Source organism: Clostridium polyendosporum (assembly GCF_018332455.1).
Taxonomy (GTDB): Bacteria; Bacillota; Clostridia; order Clostridiales; family Clostridiaceae; genus Clostridium_AY; species Clostridium_AY polyendosporum.
In genome coordinates, this window is sequence record NZ_BOPZ01000009.1 from 73,690 (window position 1) to 91,165 (window position 17,476).

The 17,476-nt window shown below is 30.5% G+C and carries 13 protein-coding genes and 1 pseudogene; 4 read left to right on the top strand and 10 right to left on the bottom strand.

The features are described 5' to 3' along the window. Positions 1 to 180: 180 nt before the first annotated feature. The 3 genes from CPJCM30710_RS07170 to CPJCM30710_RS07180 form a co-directional block, all read right to left on the bottom strand. Complete coding sequence (locus CPJCM30710_RS07170) at positions 181 to 1,008, bottom strand: ABC transporter substrate-binding protein (RefSeq protein ID WP_212903490.1); 828 nt, start codon at positions 1,006 to 1,008, stop codon at positions 181 to 183. A 252-nt stretch (positions 1,009 to 1,260) separates the two neighbouring features. After that, a complete protein-coding gene (locus CPJCM30710_RS07175; protein ID WP_212903491.1) occupies positions 1,261 to 2,763 on the bottom strand; it encodes a sensor histidine kinase in 1,503 nt (500 codons plus the stop codon). Then, positions 2,756 to 3,439 (bottom strand): response regulator transcription factor, encoded by a 684-nt coding sequence (locus CPJCM30710_RS07180; RefSeq protein WP_212903492.1) that lies wholly within the window; start codon positions 3,437 to 3,439, stop codon positions 2,756 to 2,758. The genes CPJCM30710_RS07175 and CPJCM30710_RS07180 overlap by 8 nt, the downstream gene beginning before the upstream one ends. Positions 3,440 to 3,725: 286 nt before the next feature. Between CPJCM30710_RS07180 and CPJCM30710_RS07185 the strand changes: the two genes are divergently transcribed. Continuing rightward, on the top strand, positions 3,726 to 5,954 hold the full coding sequence (locus CPJCM30710_RS07185; protein ID WP_212903493.1) for a S8 family serine peptidase: 2,229 nt from the start codon (positions 3,726 to 3,728) through the stop codon (positions 5,952 to 5,954). A gap of 232 nt (positions 5,955 to 6,186) precedes the next feature. Here CPJCM30710_RS07185 and CPJCM30710_RS07190 read toward each other — a convergent pair whose 3' ends face one another. The 5 genes from CPJCM30710_RS07190 to CPJCM30710_RS07210 form a co-directional block, all read right to left on the bottom strand. After that, complete coding sequence (locus CPJCM30710_RS07190; RefSeq protein ID WP_212903494.1) at positions 6,187 to 6,636, bottom strand: DUF4342 domain-containing protein; 450 nt, start codon at positions 6,634 to 6,636, stop codon at positions 6,187 to 6,189. A gap of 164 nt (positions 6,637 to 6,800) precedes the next feature. After that, the gene (locus tag CPJCM30710_RS07195) at positions 6,801 to 8,081 is read right to left on the bottom strand and encodes an ABC transporter substrate-binding protein (RefSeq protein WP_212903495.1); all 1,281 of its coding nucleotides are present in this window, start codon (positions 8,079 to 8,081) and stop codon (positions 6,801 to 6,803) included. A gap of 293 nt (positions 8,082 to 8,374) precedes the next feature. Further along, complete coding sequence (locus CPJCM30710_RS07200; protein WP_212903496.1) at positions 8,375 to 9,196, bottom strand: carbohydrate ABC transporter permease; 822 nt, start codon at positions 9,194 to 9,196, stop codon at positions 8,375 to 8,377. Further along, complete coding sequence (locus tag CPJCM30710_RS07205; protein ID WP_212903520.1) at positions 9,196 to 10,095, bottom strand: carbohydrate ABC transporter permease; 900 nt, start codon at positions 10,093 to 10,095, stop codon at positions 9,196 to 9,198. The genes CPJCM30710_RS07200 and CPJCM30710_RS07205 overlap by 1 nt, the downstream gene beginning before the upstream one ends. Positions 10,096 to 10,198: 103 nt before the next feature. After that, the gene (locus CPJCM30710_RS07210; protein WP_212903497.1) at positions 10,199 to 11,449 is read right to left on the bottom strand and encodes an ABC transporter substrate-binding protein; all 1,251 of its coding nucleotides are present in this window, start codon (positions 11,447 to 11,449) and stop codon (positions 10,199 to 10,201) included. A 948-nt stretch (positions 11,450 to 12,397) separates the two neighbouring features. On the opposite strand from CPJCM30710_RS07210, the gene CPJCM30710_RS07215 reads away from it, so the two are divergent. The 3 genes from CPJCM30710_RS07215 to CPJCM30710_RS07225 all read left to right on the top strand — a co-directional run bounded on the left by CPJCM30710_RS07215 (position 12,398) and on the right by CPJCM30710_RS07225 (position 15,437). Beyond that, positions 12,398 to 13,246 carry an AraC family transcriptional regulator gene (locus CPJCM30710_RS07215; RefSeq protein WP_212903498.1) on the top strand — a complete coding sequence of 283 codons (849 nt, stop codon included), beginning with the start codon at positions 12,398 to 12,400 and terminating at the stop codon, positions 13,244 to 13,246. Between the two features lie 253 nt (positions 13,247 to 13,499). Continuing rightward, the gene (gene tnpA / locus CPJCM30710_RS07220) at positions 13,500 to 13,901 is read left to right on the top strand and encodes an IS200/IS605 family transposase (protein WP_212903499.1); all 402 of its coding nucleotides are present in this window, start codon (positions 13,500 to 13,502) and stop codon (positions 13,899 to 13,901) included. Between the two features lie 18 nt (positions 13,902 to 13,919). Beyond that, positions 13,920 to 15,437 (top strand): transposase, encoded by a 1,518-nt coding sequence (locus CPJCM30710_RS07225; RefSeq protein ID WP_212903500.1) that lies wholly within the window; start codon positions 13,920 to 13,922, stop codon positions 15,435 to 15,437. Between the two features lie 179 nt (positions 15,438 to 15,616). On the opposite strand, the pseudogene CPJCM30710_RS18310 reads toward CPJCM30710_RS07225, so the two are convergent. After that, positions 15,617 to 15,757, bottom strand: a pseudogene (locus CPJCM30710_RS18310) (LacI family DNA-binding transcriptional regulator); the annotation flags it as partial. A gap of 228 nt (positions 15,758 to 15,985) precedes the next feature. Next, positions 15,986 to 17,476, bottom strand: a complete 1,491-nt coding sequence (gene galT, locus CPJCM30710_RS07235; protein ID WP_212903502.1) for a UDP-glucose--hexose-1-phosphate uridylyltransferase — start codon at positions 17,474 to 17,476, stop codon at positions 15,986 to 15,988.

A 17,476-nucleotide genomic window follows, 5' to 3' on the forward strand; every position in this document is an offset into this window, starting at 1 on the left:
CATATTGAATTAATAACTTTAGGAAAATTATTAAATAAAGTATTGAATACTGAAGTTCCTATCCTGAATTGATTAAAAATTGAAGTTGTTTATGCTTAGAAATAAATAATGTTAATGATTTATACATTTTAAAAAGGTGCCAGCAAGTTATTACAGGCACCTTTATTCCCATATTATTAACTATTCAACTTGGTTAGTTGCTTCGATAACGAATTTCTCAATTTTTCCTTCTTTTATTAATCTATCTAATGTGTCGTTAACTATCTTTAAGAAATCATCTGATCCCTTTTGAATAGCTATAGCTGAACCTTTCTCATCTTCTTTAACACTGAATGCTGCATCGGTTATTACTAAGTCCTTGTTCTTATCTGTATAGAATTTAGCAACAGGACCTTCTATAACAGCTGCATCAACCTTTTTATTCCTAAGTTCAAGAACTATATCTGGAATTTTTCCAAGTGACTTAAGCTGTGCATCTTTTATTTGATCTTTAGCTAAGCTTTCTTGAACTGTAGCCTTTTGAACCCCTATCTTCTTACCATTTAAATCAACAAGTGACTTTACCTTATCCTTATCCTCTGCTCTTACTACAACGAACTGATTTGCATTATAGTAAACCTTTGAGAAGTCAACACTCTTTTTTCTTTCCTCTGTAGGGTTCATTCCTGATATTATCATATCAACTTTTCCAGTCTTAAGGGCTGCTAAAAGACCATCGAATTTCATATCACTAATTTCAAGTTCAACACCTAATGATTTAGCTATTTCTCTAGCTATTTCAATATCAAAACCAATGATTGTATCTTTTCCATTTACACTCTTATGGAACTCATATGGTGGATAATCAGCACTTGTTCCAAGAACTAATTTCCCAGCCTTCTTTATTCTATCAACTGCTGATGCCTTTTCTGCTGCTTTCTCGTCCTTATTTGCACAAGAAACTAAACCTAAAGCAAATACACTTATAAGTACTCCAGCAACAACCTTCTTAAATAATCCTTTTTTCATGTTAGGCCCTCCTTCTTAGATTAGCATTTTTTTCGTCTTATGTATAATTATACATTAACTTTTTTTATTTATTCAAGGAAACTTTAAAAAAATTTTAACGTTTTAATTTTTTCTAACAATATATAATAAAGTACTAAAATAATTGATTTTGCATTGATATAAATATACTCCCTATATAATTTCTGCATAACACTATATTTTTATTCTGTATAATATTAACAAAAAAATAAAATTAAGCAGGAGTAGAGGCAATTAGGAACTTAGTGGAAGAAATACTATCATTTTAGTTCCTACATCAATCATACTTTTTACTTGTATCATCCCTTTGTGCTTCATTATTATCCATTTAGCTATGGCAAGTCCTAGCCCAGTTCCTCCAGTCTGCTTTGTTCTGGACTTATCTGCTCTATAAAATCTATTGAATATATTAGGAAGATCTTCTTTAGGTATTCCTATACCGTTATCTTCCACATAAACTACTGCCTTATTTTTTTGCAAATAGCACCCTACTTTAATCTTGCCTCCCTTAGGTGTGTATTTAATACTATTGTCTACAAAGATTCTTAAAGTTTCTTTGATAAGCTTTCTATCAGCATTAATTATTATTTTTTCCTTTATTTCATATAATACCTCATGAGAATTATTTATTAATTTAGTTTCTCTTACTATTTCATCAATAAGTTCATCTATATAAAAATCTTCTTTTTCTATATTCTGAGAGTTTTTATCTCCTCTAGCTAAAAATAGGAGGTTTTCAATTAAATTCTTCATATTGTCAGACTCTGACTTAATGGAAGCTATAGATTCCTCTAGTACTGCAGGATCATTTTTCCCCCATCTATCAAGCAGATTTGCATATCCTTGAATAACTGCAATGGGTGTTCTTAATTCATGAGATGCATCAGATACAAATTGATTTTGCTGTTCATAAGATTTTTGAATTCTATCAAGCATACCATTAAACGTTTCTGCTAAGTCCTTAAGCTCATCTTGAGAACCACTAACATCCAATCTAGTATCTAAAGCATTTATGCTTATATTCTTAACAGTTCTTGTCATTGTATCAACGGGCTTAAGCATTTTTCTGCTGGCCCTAGAACCAATCATAAGTATTACAATAATAAGTACTACAGTGAAAGTTAATAAAGTTGCTAAAAGAATCCCAGCATATACGGTCTCCTTTAGCAACCTATTAGTAATTTGAATATAAACATTATTTGAATTCCATTTTAACCCCTTATTAAAGACCAGCGCAGGTTCATAATTATTATTAATACCGGAACTATGTTTTATTAACATTGAATTAGAATTTAAATCTAACATTTTATTACTACTGAATTTATCATAAAAAACTACTGAAGTAGTATCACTCGTGGTAGTATAAATGACTTTACGATTTTCATCAAATATACTTATTTCTATATTATCTAAATAACACAGCTTATCAATATTTTTTTTAGGAACATCTATGCTATCTTCTAAAAAAGAAGATATAATTTGAAAATCCTTTGACATAGTACTATCTGCAGATTTAACTAAGTATATTAGGAAGCCACTAAATATTGCAACATTAAGCAGTAAAAGTATCTTAGTAAGTATTAGAGCGTAAACTGTAGTTATCTTAAAGGTTATGGAAAACCTAAACTTCTTAATTAAACTTTTATATAAATTAGAAATTAAATTTAAAATTGTTCTACCTATTAAAAATAAGAGATTATAAATATCTTTGTTAGAAGTTTTCTTTTTACTATTCATCTTTTATCAAATATCCCACCCCTCTAACAGTATGTATTAACTTTTTATTATATTTTTCATCAATTTTACTTCTTAAATATCTTATATATACATCAACTACATTTGTGTCACCCATATAATCGAATTCCCATACTGCTTCGAGAAGTTTTTCTCTTGAAAGCACTATATTTTTATTTTCCATAAGGTATTTCAACAAATCAAATTCCCTTTTAGTTAAATCAATAGACTCTTCATTATAAGTAACTGTATACTTGTCTAGGTCTACTTTAAGACTTCCGATTTTTAAAATCTTTGTGTTTTCTATCTTAGAAGCTTTTCTCTTTAATGCTACTCTAATCCTTGCTAAGAGTTCCTCAATGGCAAAAGGCTTTGTTACATAATCATCAGCTCCCATGTCTAACCCCATAACCTTATCCATTGTGTCATCTTTAGCTGTAAGCATAATAACTGGAATCTCTGAATTCTGCCTAAGTCTTCTAAGCACTTCAATTCCATTCATAGAGGGCAGCATTATATCTAATAATATTAAATCACAATTGACTTCACTTGCCTTTTGCAGCCCTTCCCTACCATCATATGCTTGTTCAACTTTATATCCTTCATATTTAAGCTCAAGCTCTATAAATCTCGAAATCTTAACTTCATCTTCTATTATTAAAATTTTCTCTCCTGCCATTTTATCCTCCAAATATATATACAAAACTTTAGAAAAGGTATCTAAAAACTAACACTATTTTCTCAATTTCATTAAAAATTAAACATATATCTTATAATATATTCTAATTATATCCTAAATTCATATCTTGTAGGCATAAAGTAGGGAAAGTATTCGAATATCTACTAATGCTGCGTTAATTTGGAATATTAAAATCCTCTCTATTTTTGTTAATTTATAGTAATATATATATACTCAGCATAATACAATTTATCATATTGACTCTATATTGAAAAGGAGGGAATATATGATGTGTAATTTTCTGAAAACAAAAAAATTATTATCCCTTGTGCTGGCTTTAGCATTTGGATCCACTATGTGTTTTCCAACAATAGCTGCATCTGCTAAAGCAGAAAGTAAAACTAATGAGTCATCTAAACTAAGGAAATCTCAAAATAAAAATGCGGGAAATACAGTGAGGGAAGTACCAAATACAAGTCAAAGCAATCAGGTAAAACCTAACAATCCAGCATGGAGTTCTAAAAAACAAGGTGCTCAATATCGTGCCGGAGAACTTATCGTTAAATTTAAAGAGGCGGCTAATCCTAAAGCTGCCAAATTCGATGAAGAAGCTAAAAAAGTACTAAATGACATCCTTAGTAAAGATAAAATAACTGTTTCTTCAATAAAAAACTTGGGGTTTACAAATGCAAAACTAGTTAAACTAAATACTAATAAAACCCCAGAGGAAGTAGCCAAGCTATTAGCTAAGCATTCAGCGTTAATAGAATATGCTGAACCAAACTATATTATATATGCATCTGATATTAGCCCAAGTTGGGTTCCTACAGATCCATACTATCAAAACTTATGGGGATTAAGGAATGTTGGACAAACCATAGGTGGACAAACTGGGATCGCCGGAATAGATCTTAATGCTCAAGTTGCATGGGATACAACACGAGGAAGCAGCAGCGTTGTAGTAGCAGTAATTGATACAGGGGTTGATTATAACCATCCTGATTTAAAGAACAATATGTGGGTAAATACTAAAGAAATAGCTGGCAATGGCAAAGATGATGATGGCAATGGATATATAGATGATGTTAGAGGATGGAACTTCTATTGGTATAATAATAATCCATATGATGATCATGGACATGGAACTCATGTTGCAGGTACAATTGCAGCATCAACAAATTCAACTGGTGTAATTGGAGTTGCACCTAATGTAAAGATAATGCCTTTAAAATTTTTGGGTTCTGATGGTAGTGGTTATACATCAGATGCTGTTTTAGCAGTTGACTATGCAAGAAAAATGAATGTAAAAATATCTAATAACTCATGGGGCGGCGGAGGCTATAGCCAAGCTTTATATGATTCAATTAAGAATTCCGGATCACTATTTGTAGCAGCAGCTGGTAATAGCGGTATTAATACTGATACTTCACCTCACTATCCATCATCCTATAATCTATCTAATATTCTTTCAGTAGCTGCTATTGACAATAGAGGAAGTTTAGGATGGTTTTCTAACTATGGAGTTAACAGTGTTGATGTCGCTGCAGCAGGTGTAAATGTTTATAGTACTAAACCAGGTAGCTCTTACCAGTATTTAAGTGGTACATCAATGGCTACACCTCATGTTGCTGGTGTTGCAGCTCTTGTATTAAGTAGAAATAGTAGTATAACTCCATTATCAATAAAAGATACTATAACTAAATCTGTTGTAAAGCTTTCCACGTTACAATATAAAATTGGTACAGGTGGAATGGTTAATGCAGCTGCAGCTATTGGCGCAATACCTGATGATGATATACCAGGTATAACTTTAAGTGGTAGTACAGTTAGTGGATCACTTAATATGTATACTGATATAGATGATGTATATAATGTAAGCTTAGTAAAAGGTGATGTAATAACTATAACTCTTTCAGGGGCTGCAGGAACAGACTTTGATCTTTATCTATATAATAAAACTGCAACTACTGTAAAGACTAATGCAGGTATTTTAGCCTATTCTGAAAAGGTAGGTACATCTACTGAAAAGATAATTTATTCTATACAACAGGATGGAACTTATTTCATCGATGTATACTCCTTTACAGGAACAGGAACCTACACACTTAATTTCCAAAAGGGTTTAAAAGCAGGAAGCTATGAAGATAACTCCGGTATCATACCAAATGACGGTAACTGGCTAAAGGTAAATGATGTGTATAGCTCAGGTGGATCCTACACTACTGGAAATTCTTCAGGAAGTATTCTTACTTTAAAATTTACAGGAACAGGAGTTCAACTTACATCATTAAAGAACAACAAACAGGGAATCATTAAAATTACAGTAGATAGTAGTGTTTATTACGTTGATTTATATTCTTCAACAACGTATTATAAAGCAGCAGTATTTACAAAAACTGGTCTTACTAGTGGAACCCATACTTTAAAGATAGAATGGACTGGAAAGCCTTCAAGAAATGCTCGTAAAGCAACTGGTGGTACAATGATAAATATTGATAAGCTTACAATATATTAATATTTATATCTGTTAAGTAATTGTTGATAAAGATAAACAACTTCAATCTTTAAATAATTCAGTTATGAAGTTGTGTATCTATATAAAAACTTAATATTAATTTAACTAATAATTATGAGAAGCAGACAGGAATTGTCTGCTTCTCTATTTATTGCTGTCGCAATAAAAATAATATTCTACCAAACATTAACTGATTTATAGAAAACCATACTCCAGCCTCTATAAGCGGCGGTTATTTACTGGCATCATCTTCTGTTAACTTTTTCTTTGCTGTATCTACAGCTACTGATATTTTATCAAAGGTCTTATTTACCTTCATATTTTCACCATTCTTACCTTCAAACTTTATTCTATACCCAGCAATTAAAGCTATGCCTAGAGATAATATAGTAATATGAGGAGCCACAACAGTTACTACACCAGCTAAAGTAACTGGAACACTAATTGCTATATTTTCTTTCTTTTTAACTATAAACTTTGTGCTATTTCCTTTAGCTAAAAGCTTTTTCATCTTTGTTAATAAACTGTTATCCTCTTCACTCTTAACCTTGTTTTGCTTTTCAAGATAAACTAAAGCTTCTAAAATATTCCCATTGCATTTTTCTAGTGCAGCCTTTGCTTCCTCATAGCTGACATTAGCTCTTTTTCTTAATTCATCAATTAATTCTAGGTTTATATTCATATAATTTCCCTCCAAATATTTCTAATTTACTTTATACTATGATTATACAAATATAAAGTTAGAGGAAAATTAATGAAAGATTAGAATTTGATTAGAAAAATATCACTACTTTCCACCAGTAGAAGCTATACCTTCGATAAATTGTTTCTGGAATACCGTAAACATTACTTTTCACTAGCTAAATAATCATTCATTTTCTTAGCTAGTTGGTTACATCCTTCTTCTACCGTAAGTTCCTTTGTCCAAACTTTAACCATTATTTCATTTTCAACCTGTGACCACTTATTTCTTGTCTTTGAATTTGGCATAATAACACCATAAGACATCATTTCTGGATAAACTTTTAAATTGAATTCCTTAGTAAACTCTATCCAGGGTTGTTCTGTACCTTTAAATGCTGGTATTGCTGCACCATTTAAAGCTTGAATAGTATTAGCTTCTTCTGTTCCTAAGAACTCCATAAACTTCCAAACTTGTTCTGGATATTTGGTTTTAGCAGCAGCCACATTACCTAATCCATTATAAATAGTTGCTCTTGTTTTTCCATGAGGAATAACAGCTACATCGCAATTATTCTTTATGTAATCATTTGACTTAAACTCACTTACCATCCATGATCCAAATAACCCCATAGCAACTTTTCCAGACTCAAACATTTGAACAAAATTTGCATCTGTAAATTGCTGATGAGTTGGAGAAACTTTTTCTTTTTGACTTAAATCTAGTTCCCACTGTATTGCTTCTTTTGTAGCTTTTAAGTCATATCCTGACTTTTTCTTATCAGGAGAAATTATATTTCCTCCATTCTGATAAGCAAAGTTATAATATCCTTGTTGTGCGTCTGCAGGAGCAGCAAACCCATATACCCCTTTTGAAGTATCTGTTAACTTTTTAGCCACTTGTAATAACTTATTCCAATCCCATGTGTCATCTGGATACGAAAGATTTGCCTTATCAAACATAGTTTTGTTGTACCATAACGCAATCGTATCATAATCTTTAGGAATCCCATAATTCTTTTCATTAGCCGCATATAAATCTACAAGGGGTTCTGGGAAGTTACTCCATTTCAAGTCATTACTATCTTTAGCTTTATCAGTTAAATCCATTAGCATCCCACCATCAGCATATTTCGTAAAATAGCTTGTATGCATCCAGAAAACATCTGGAAGTGACTCAATTGTAGCAGCTGCTTCTAATTTAGTCCAATACTGGTCCCAAGGCGTAACTTCAACTTTAACTATTATATTAGGATTTTTCTTTTCAAACGCATCAATTATTGCCCTCATTGCAGATTCCTGATTCTTGTCCCAAACTGCATAAGTGATAGTTACAGGACGAGATGAAATATCTTCAGCTTTTTTCCTAGCACATCCTGTAAAAGTAGAGAATATTGCTATAGAACTTATTGTAATTGCAATAAACTTTTTCAGCTTTTTTTTCATTCCTAGTCTCCTTATCTTTTAAACGCAAAAATTTCTTTAAAGATTCCTGCAGATTTATTACTAATTATTTATAATTTGTGGCGTAAAATCTTGTGGTACAGGTAATTCATAGAGTAACTAAAGATAAACTTAATTATAACTTAAATATGTAAAATAGGAAGGTGATGACTACCATCTACCTTCCTAACTTCCACTCTCAAATGTGAGTTTTTTACACTTTTTTCAAATCTCATGTTTCATTAATACTCAAGTGAATACAAAACCCTTTTAAAGTAATATAATTTTATTTAATATTACTTCACTGCTCCTTGAGTAACTCCATTTATAATCCACTTCTGAGCTATGATATACACAAGAACCATTGGTGATAGAGCCATTAAATAAGAAGCAAAAGCTAAGTTATAATCTGTTCCAAATTTTGATTGGAATACATATTGTGCTAAAGGTAGTGTGATATCTGCTTGATTGTTTAAAATAATCAGTGGTAACATAAAGTCGTTCCATGCCCATAAACATGTAAGAATTGCAACAGTTGCATTGATAGGAGACATTAATGGGAAAATAATTCTCCAGAATACCCCCCAAGTGGTGCATCCATCTACGATTGCTGCTTCTTCTAAATCTATTGGAATTGAACGAATATATCCTACATAGATAAAGGTATTAAATGCAATTCCATACACAACGTAGAGGAATATAAGTCCTGCTGGGTTATTCATACCTAAAACAGATGTCTGCTTTACAATTGGAAGCATAATAATTGGAAATGGTACAAACATAGCACTTAAAAAATAGTAGTATAGGAAGTTAAAAAACTTTTTACGCTTCATATATCTAGCAACGGCATAAGCGACCATGGAATTTGTTAAAACAGTTAAAACCACCGTAACTATTGTTATAAATGCACTGTTTTTTAATGCATTGAAAAAGTTTGTTGCTTCAATTGCTCTCGTAAAGTTTTCAAAATGCAAACCAACCGGAAGTGAAAATAACGAATTTGCTAATTCTTGTGGTGTTTTTAGTGCGATAGAAACTGCTATATATAATGGAAATAGTATAAAAATCGTTCCAACTGCTATTAAAGAAGTTACAACCCAATTTGTTTTCTGTTTCATTACATGTCCACCTCCCTTTTTTGTAGGAACTTAATTTGTAAAATTGAAATTATTATAATAGCGATAAAGTATACAACGGAGTTTGCTGATTGATAAGCAAATTCGCCTCCTGAGAATCCTGATTTATAAATTAAGAATGCAATAGATTCAGTTGCTCTTCCTGGACCACCACCAGTTAACGCTACAACTTGATCAAAAACCATTAAGAAGTTTTTCATAGCAAGCACCATATTAATTGTGAAGAACGGTGCAATTATTGGGAAAGTAATTTTCCAAAACTCTTGCCATTTATTAGCTCCATCTAGTGCTGAAGCTTCATATATATCTTCAGGTACTGTTTGTAAACCTGATAGGTATAAAATTGTATTGAACGCACAAGCTTGCCATACGGCAATAACTACAACTCCAATCCAAGCTAAGTTTTCATTTCCTAAGATATTAGCAGCTAATGCTTCTATACCAAGCTTTGTTCCTACTACTGGAAGAACATTAGCAAATATATAGTTAAAAATAAATCCTATAATAAGCATACTTAAAACATTAGGAAGAAAATATGTTGCTCTAAAAAAGTTCTTAAATTTTATTTTAGAATTAAGTCCTAGTGCAATTAGAAGACTTAATACATTTACAATAATAGTAGTAATAATTGCAAATTTAAATGTAAACAAATAAGAATTTAGTATATTAGCATCCTTTAGAAGATTTAAGTAATTTTTTAACCCAATAAAATTATACTCTAAACTTAATCCATCCCAATTGGTAAATGAATAATAAATTCCTTGTAGTACCGGAAATGTGTGGAAAGCTGCAAATAAAAGAACTGCAGGAATTGTCATTAAATATATTATAATATCAACTCCTTTTTCCTTTACAGCTTGTTTTTTCTGAAATGGAATCATTTTTTTCAAAGTAATTGACAAATTACTTTCACTCATAAACTCTCCTCCTTAATTTTAGGCGGAAAGAAATTGAACTTAAAGCCCAACTTCTTTCTTAAAACCTTTATTTTTTACGGCTTTGTAAGCTATCCCATTGTTGATCTAAATTTGTTAAGAACTTATCTACATCCTTGCTCTTAACTAATGTTTGAAGTTCTCTATCTATGCTAAGTGCAGGTGGAATACGATGATCTGGGAAGTCAACCAATGCACCCTTTTCGAAGCTTTCTTTTAACCCACTAAGAGCTGAATCTTCTTGTGTAATACCTGTAATAGCTGAAAAACATTTTTGTTCATTAATATATGTTTTTGCTGTTTCTTCTTTTAATAAGAAATCAATAAATTTTTTCGCTTCTTCTGGATGTTTTGATGTTTTACTTAATGAAAGAAGTAAATCTACACCAGAAACGACTTTTGTTTTTGATGGATCGTTTGTTGCTGGAAGTGGGAAAACTCCTAAATCAACATCTGGATTTGCTTTTTTAATTTCTGCAAGTGCCCAAATTCCTTGTAAATACATCACTGATTCACCTTTAGCAAAAGCTACATTTCCATCAGAATATGTCTTACCAAAAATATCACTTTGACCATATTCTGTTAATTTTAAATATTTATCAGCTGCTTCTTTATACTTTTCTTTAAAAGTAGTTTTTCCTGCAGCACGGTCAGCAAAGAATGTATCCCCTTGTGTATTTCCAACAAGAACATTAACTGGTGGTAAAGTTGTCCAAGCATCTTTTAATGTTAAATAGAATGGTACTTTTCCAGCAGCCTTTATTTTATCAGCTACAGCCAAAAATTCATCCCAAGTTTTTGGAACAGTAAGTCCAAGTTCTGTAAACATCTTTTTGTTATAAATTACCCCAACCCCATTAGCAGCGTATGGAATAGCATAAACCTTATCTGATTCCGCTACATCTTTTACCATTTGTACATATGCTGGTTGAATATTTTTTATTTGTGATGAATTTGATAAATCTTCAAATACTCCTGCTTTTGATACATCAGCAAAAGTTGTATCTGCTCCAACAGCAACTACATCTGGAACATCTTTTTTGGCAACACGAGTTCTAAGAACCGTTGCTGTATCAGGTGTATTAGTTTGAACTACCTTAATATTAGGATTTTCTGCTTCAAACTTTGCAATCAGCTTATCAAATGTACCCTTTGCTTCAGGCTTATATTGCAAAAATTCAATTTGTATCTTTCCATCTGAGTTGGATTGTGCTGTTTTGCTACCGCATCCTGCTAAAGTAGAAAATACTGCAACTGTGCTTAGTGTAACTGCAATAAGTTGTCTTAAATTTTTTTTCATTCTCAAATCCCCTTCCCTTTTACAGACAGTTTTTTAGAAATTGAAATTTTGTTAACGTTGTTAAAAAATTAATTTTATGATTACTAGGTTGATAATTAAATCTTTTATACTATAGAATATTGTTTTAGAATTTTTACTAATTAATTCACATTAACCTATACTTTTTATAATTTTACTAATGAAGTTTACCTCGATAACTAATTATACTTAAGCTGTTGAATTAAAGAAATGTCAAAGTTTTAACAACGTTTACATGACCATTAAAAAAATATGCTGAATATCATTTTCTTAATAAAATTGGTAAAAAGTACTGTTCTTAGAATGAATTTTTAGTAAATTTTTTACTTCTTGTCTATTATTATACATCGCACTGAGCTAAAATAAAATATATACATGTTATAAAAATATGGTTAAATGTTAGATGTGCTGTGGTATATTTATGAATAAATGTAATTATCAACAAACGACACATAATGATCTCTAAAAGCTACATGTGTAAAACTATGTAAAAATATGTGTTTAACTTCATTTACATTTAGCCTTACATTAGTTATCTGTAAACTTTGATTATTTTACCCAAAATAACACTATTTAGACTAATGGCTTAGAAGAAATACCCGTGCAAGATTACAATCTAAAAAAAAGCTAGCTACATTCTTATAAAATGCAACTAGCTTTTGAATAAAAATATACTTAAATATATTTTAAGTTATTAAAATGGGCTATTTATAAATTACTTTATTGAAAGCTAGTTTATCGAAAGTTTACTTACTCAAAATAACGTTTACACAGTTATTAAAAAGATATTTCTATATGTTATTTTTATTTAAAACTAAATTTTCAACAAAAACCTCGTCTACACCTAGTATTATATACTATACTGAGTTACAATAATATATATATATGTAACAAAAACATGGTCAGATGTTAGAAACGAGGTAAATATTTATGGATAACTTTAAATATTTAGAAACGGCTAGAAGAGATGCCCTAGATTTAGCTAGAAGAGATACCTTAGATTTATTTGTGTGCTATTGTGGAATAGAGGAATGTAAGCCTGGGTACTCTTATGGTCCTGCAATAAGAAGCCAGTATTTAATACATTATGTTTTAGATGGAGAGGGAACATATTATGTAAATAATAAAACATATAAATTGAAAAAGAATCAGGGTTTTCTTATTTGTCCAAATGTTATTACGTTCTACAAAGCAGATACAGAAAATCCATGGACGTATATTTGGATCGGTTTTGATGGAATAAAAGCTAGTACTTACTTAAAATATGCAAATCTACATAAAGATAATCTTATCTTTGAATATGACGAAGATGATGCATTAAAAGAATATATTCTGGATATGTTAAAACATAATACTTTAAATTATGGCGATGAATTGAGGATTCAGGGACTTCTGTACCTATTCTTATCAAGATTAATCCATACAGCTCCCCCTTATTTACAACCTAAAGATAAGGCATCTAAATTATATATAGTAAAATCAATAGAATTTATTGAAAAAAATTGTTCTAATAATATAAAGATAACTGATATTGCACATTATGTCGGTTTGAATAGAAGTTATCTTACATCATTATTTAAATCAAATCTTAATATGTCACCTCAAGCATTTTTACTTAACTTTAGAATGGATAAAGCATGTGAACTATTAGGTAATGTGGAATTGTCCATAGGTGATGTTGCTCGTTCGGTCGGGTATACAGATGCTTTGGCATTTTCAAAAGTTTTTAAAAAAAGTAAAGGGATGAGTCCTAGAGAGTATAGAAGTAAGATTACATAAAAACTAAAAACTAGCTGCATTCTTATAGAATACAGCTAGCTTTTAGCATAAAAATATATTTTTAATTTTAGTAAATGTGGGCTACATAATTGTAAATTGCTTTATTAAAATTACAATATTGAGCGGAAAGTCCATTCCCCTTTAGGGGTGGGATGGATAGCGTCTGTAGAACGAAGTTCGAGCCAATGTTATTTTTTAAAATGATGTGTACAATGTTGTTAACAGCATACACAAAATAGTGTATTATTAGTATATGAATAATAAATATAGAACAACAACTACTACTGTAAGTTTAATTAACTATCACTTTGTATTTTGCCCAAGATATAGAAGGAAGATTTTTAATATTCCTAAAGTTGAAGAAAGATTTAAGGAGTTAGTTAAAGAGATTTGTGATGATTTAGATATAGAAATAATAGCAATAGAATGTGATAAAGACCACACGTACATGTTTCTAAACTGTCTTCCTACTTTAAGTCCCTCTGATATTATGCAAAAAATCAAGGGCGCAACAAGTAGAGAATTAAGAAAGGAATTTGCTATATTATCAAAAATGCCTAGCCTATGGACTAGAAGTTATTTTATCTCTACTGCTGGAAATGTATGTAGTGAAACCATTAAGCAATATGTTGAAAATCAAAAAAATAGATATTAGACAGGAGGTGAGTATTGTATGGCTAAGAATGCTCCAAGTTATGTATTAAATTTAAAATTAGAAACTGAATTATTTCAAGAGGATATTCTTGATATGAGGTTTGAAATTGGAAGAAAACTATATAATTCTATTTTAGGGATAGCTCAAAACAGATATATCGAAATGACTAAAACCAAAACATGGAGAGAAAATCAAAAGAATATATCTGATGTTTATAAAGTTGAGAAAGATTTGGAAAAAGCTAAAAAACTCTGTAAACCTTATTTTAAAATAAGAAAAGATCTGCAAATAAAATATAGCTGTACTGAATACTCACTTCACGAAGTTGTTAAAACAATGCAGCATCATTATAAAAGAAATTTAGATTCTTTCACTTGTCAGAAAATAGCTAGTAGAGTTTGGACTGCGTTAGATAAAGTTTTATTTGGAGACGGTGAAAAACTTCATTTTAAAAAATATAATCAAGGTTTAAATTCTTTAGAAGGAAAAACAAATGAAACTGGAATTAGGTATAAACTCGATACACATACTTTAGAATGGAATGGTTTAGTTGTAAAAGTCCAATCCAAATTAAATAATTATGAAATCAAAGCTTTAAGATATAAAGTTAAGTATTGTAGAATAGTAAGAAGATTTGTTAGGGGAAAATTCAAATATGTTCTACAATTAGTTCTTGAAGGTATTCCACCACTTAAAATAGAAAAGGGAACTGGAAGAATCAAAACCGATATAGGTTTGGGGGATTGTGGTATAGATATTGGAACACAAACCGTAGCTTATACAACAGATTTTAATTCTAAATTATTAGAGTTAGCACCTGGAGTTCAAAATATAGAAAATAAAAAACGCAAATTATTAAGATATATGGATAGAAGCAAAAGAGCAACTAATCCTAATAATTTTAATGAGGATGGAACTATTAAAAAAGGTGTTAAATTAGAATGGAATTTTTCTAAGAAATATATAAAAGCAAGAAATACTCTTAAAGATTTATATAGAAAACAAGCAGATATAAGAAGGCAAGACCATAATATTATGGCTAACGAAATAATAAACCAATGTGATACTGCCAAAGTAGAAACTATGTGTTTTAAAGGTCTTCAAAAAAGAGCTAAAGAAACTAAAATTTCTAAAAAAACAGGTAAGATTAATAGGAAGAAGCGATTCGGAAAATCTTTAGCAAACAAAGCTCCGAGTATGTTCTTGACTATTTTAGAAAATAAATTAAAAGTTAAAGGTGGATTATATGAGGAAGTTAATACTTATGAGGTTAAAGCTTCTCAATACAATCATTTAAATAAGCAATATAGTAAAAAGAAACTTTCTCACAGATGGAACTACTTTGAGTATAATGAAAAGAAAATCAAGGTCCAAAGAGATATCTATTCAAGCTACTTAATTAAAAATGTTAAACAAGATTTAAAAACAATAGATAATGATTTATGCATTAAGGATTTTGAAAAGTTTTTAGAACTTCATAATAAAGAAATAGATAGACTTTCTGTTTTAGAAAATCTATCAAGTATAGGTATATAATTTTTAAAGGTTTTGAAATGAGCCTTTATACTATCGATAATGAGTTGGTTGCAACTCTTGATAGTGAAAGTCTTAGGGAACCAGACCAGTCTCTATATCTTTCGAGATGTATTGGAAGTCTGAGTACCTAAGAACCCCATGCCTTCAGGTGTGGGAGTTTCAGGAGTAGTACGTTTTTCATAGGAAAGTTCTTCTGCAATCTCAAATATTTTCTTTTTTGTTTCATCACCTACAGATAATGTTAAATCATAATTTAGTACCCTAGAGACAGTAGCAACTGATACTCCTGCCTTATCTGCTATATGCTTAAGAGTAGCCATATATATACCCGTCCTTATTTTTCCATTTTATTGTAAGTCTTATTTAGTTATAAAAAGAATACCTGACTTTATTTTAGAATATAAGGAAGGAAGTGTAGGCAATGACCATCACCAGGAAGTCCTTATATCGCTAAGCAAGACCCTAGGTAAAGATATACAATTTCACTCCCTAGACAATTCAGTTATGAAGTTGTATATCTATATTTTCTAGATCTTATTCTATACTAACTATCTATTTAAAGTTTCTATAAATTGTCTAAATGCATCTATACCTTGGTCATTTCGTTTAAATACTCCTGCATCTTCAAGCACTCGTAAAAATTTAGCTGCTGTTTCTCTCTTTACAACTTCTTGTATATTCTCTTCACTTACTTGATCTTTGTATTTTTCTTTTAATTGTTCTCCCCACTGCTTATGGTAATCTGCAATATTATTTTCATTGCCTAATAAATATTTTTCTACTTCTTGTAATTCTAATTTAAGTCTTGCTGGCAACACAGCTAGTCCCATCACTTCGATTAAGCCAATGTTTTCTTTTTTGATATGTTGTACATCTTCGTGAGGATGAAAAATTCCTAAAGGATGCTCTTCACTGGTACGATTATTTCTTAATACAAGGTCTAATTCAAATAAACCGTTTCGTTTTCTTGCAATTGGTGTGATAGTGTTATGCGGAGTTTTATCTGTGTATGCATGAATTTCTACAGATGGATCGCTATACTCTCTCCAGCAGTTTAGAATATAATCTCCTGCATCTACTAAGACGTCTTTATCTTTACTTCTCAAACGAATAACAGACATTGGCCACTTTACAATAGCACATTCTATGTCTGGGAATTTATCTAAATTGAATTGATACTCATCTTCTGCTTTTGCCATAGCAAACTCATATCTACCACCTTGATAATGATCATGTGATAATATTGATCCTCCCACAATTGGTAAATCGGCATTAGAACCAACAAAATAATGTGGGAATTGTTCTACAAAGGATACTAATCGTAAAAATGATTGACGGCTAATTTTCATATCTCTATGATCTTTTGATAGTACAATGCAATGCTCATTGTAATATACATAAGGAGAATATTGTAAAAGCCACTTTTCTCCTAGCAGATTCATGCGAATCATACGATGGTTAGAACGTGCTGGATGCCCTATTCTACCTGCATAACCTTCGTTTTCAACACATAATAAACACTTTGGATAATTTGTACTCTTTACTGATTTTTCTTTTATAATATCCTTTGGATTTTTTTCAGGCTTGGACAAATTAATTGTTATATCTAGTTCTCCATATTCAGTCTCAGCCTTATAATTAATATTTTTCTCAATACGTTTTGTTTGTATATAGTTACTATTTTTACTTAATTCATAAAAATAATCTGTTGCCCCTTCTGGATTAATCTCAAATTTTTCATAGAAGGTTTTATTAACTATGGATGGATTAGGCAGAAAGCAGTCCATTATCTTGCTTGCTAAAATTTCTTTCTCATCAAATAAATCTTCAATAACTTCTTGTTTACATGCATAATCTACTAATTCCTCTAACAAATCAGGTATTTCTTTATTCCCTTGAACTGATTCCTCTAACACAAAATCATTTATTCCAAGAAGATCAAGTATCTTATTTCTTACATATATTTCATCTTCTTGTTCAATATATCCCAAAGAGATTTCTAGGTCAATTAACTGCTGAATTACCTGGTATATATTCAT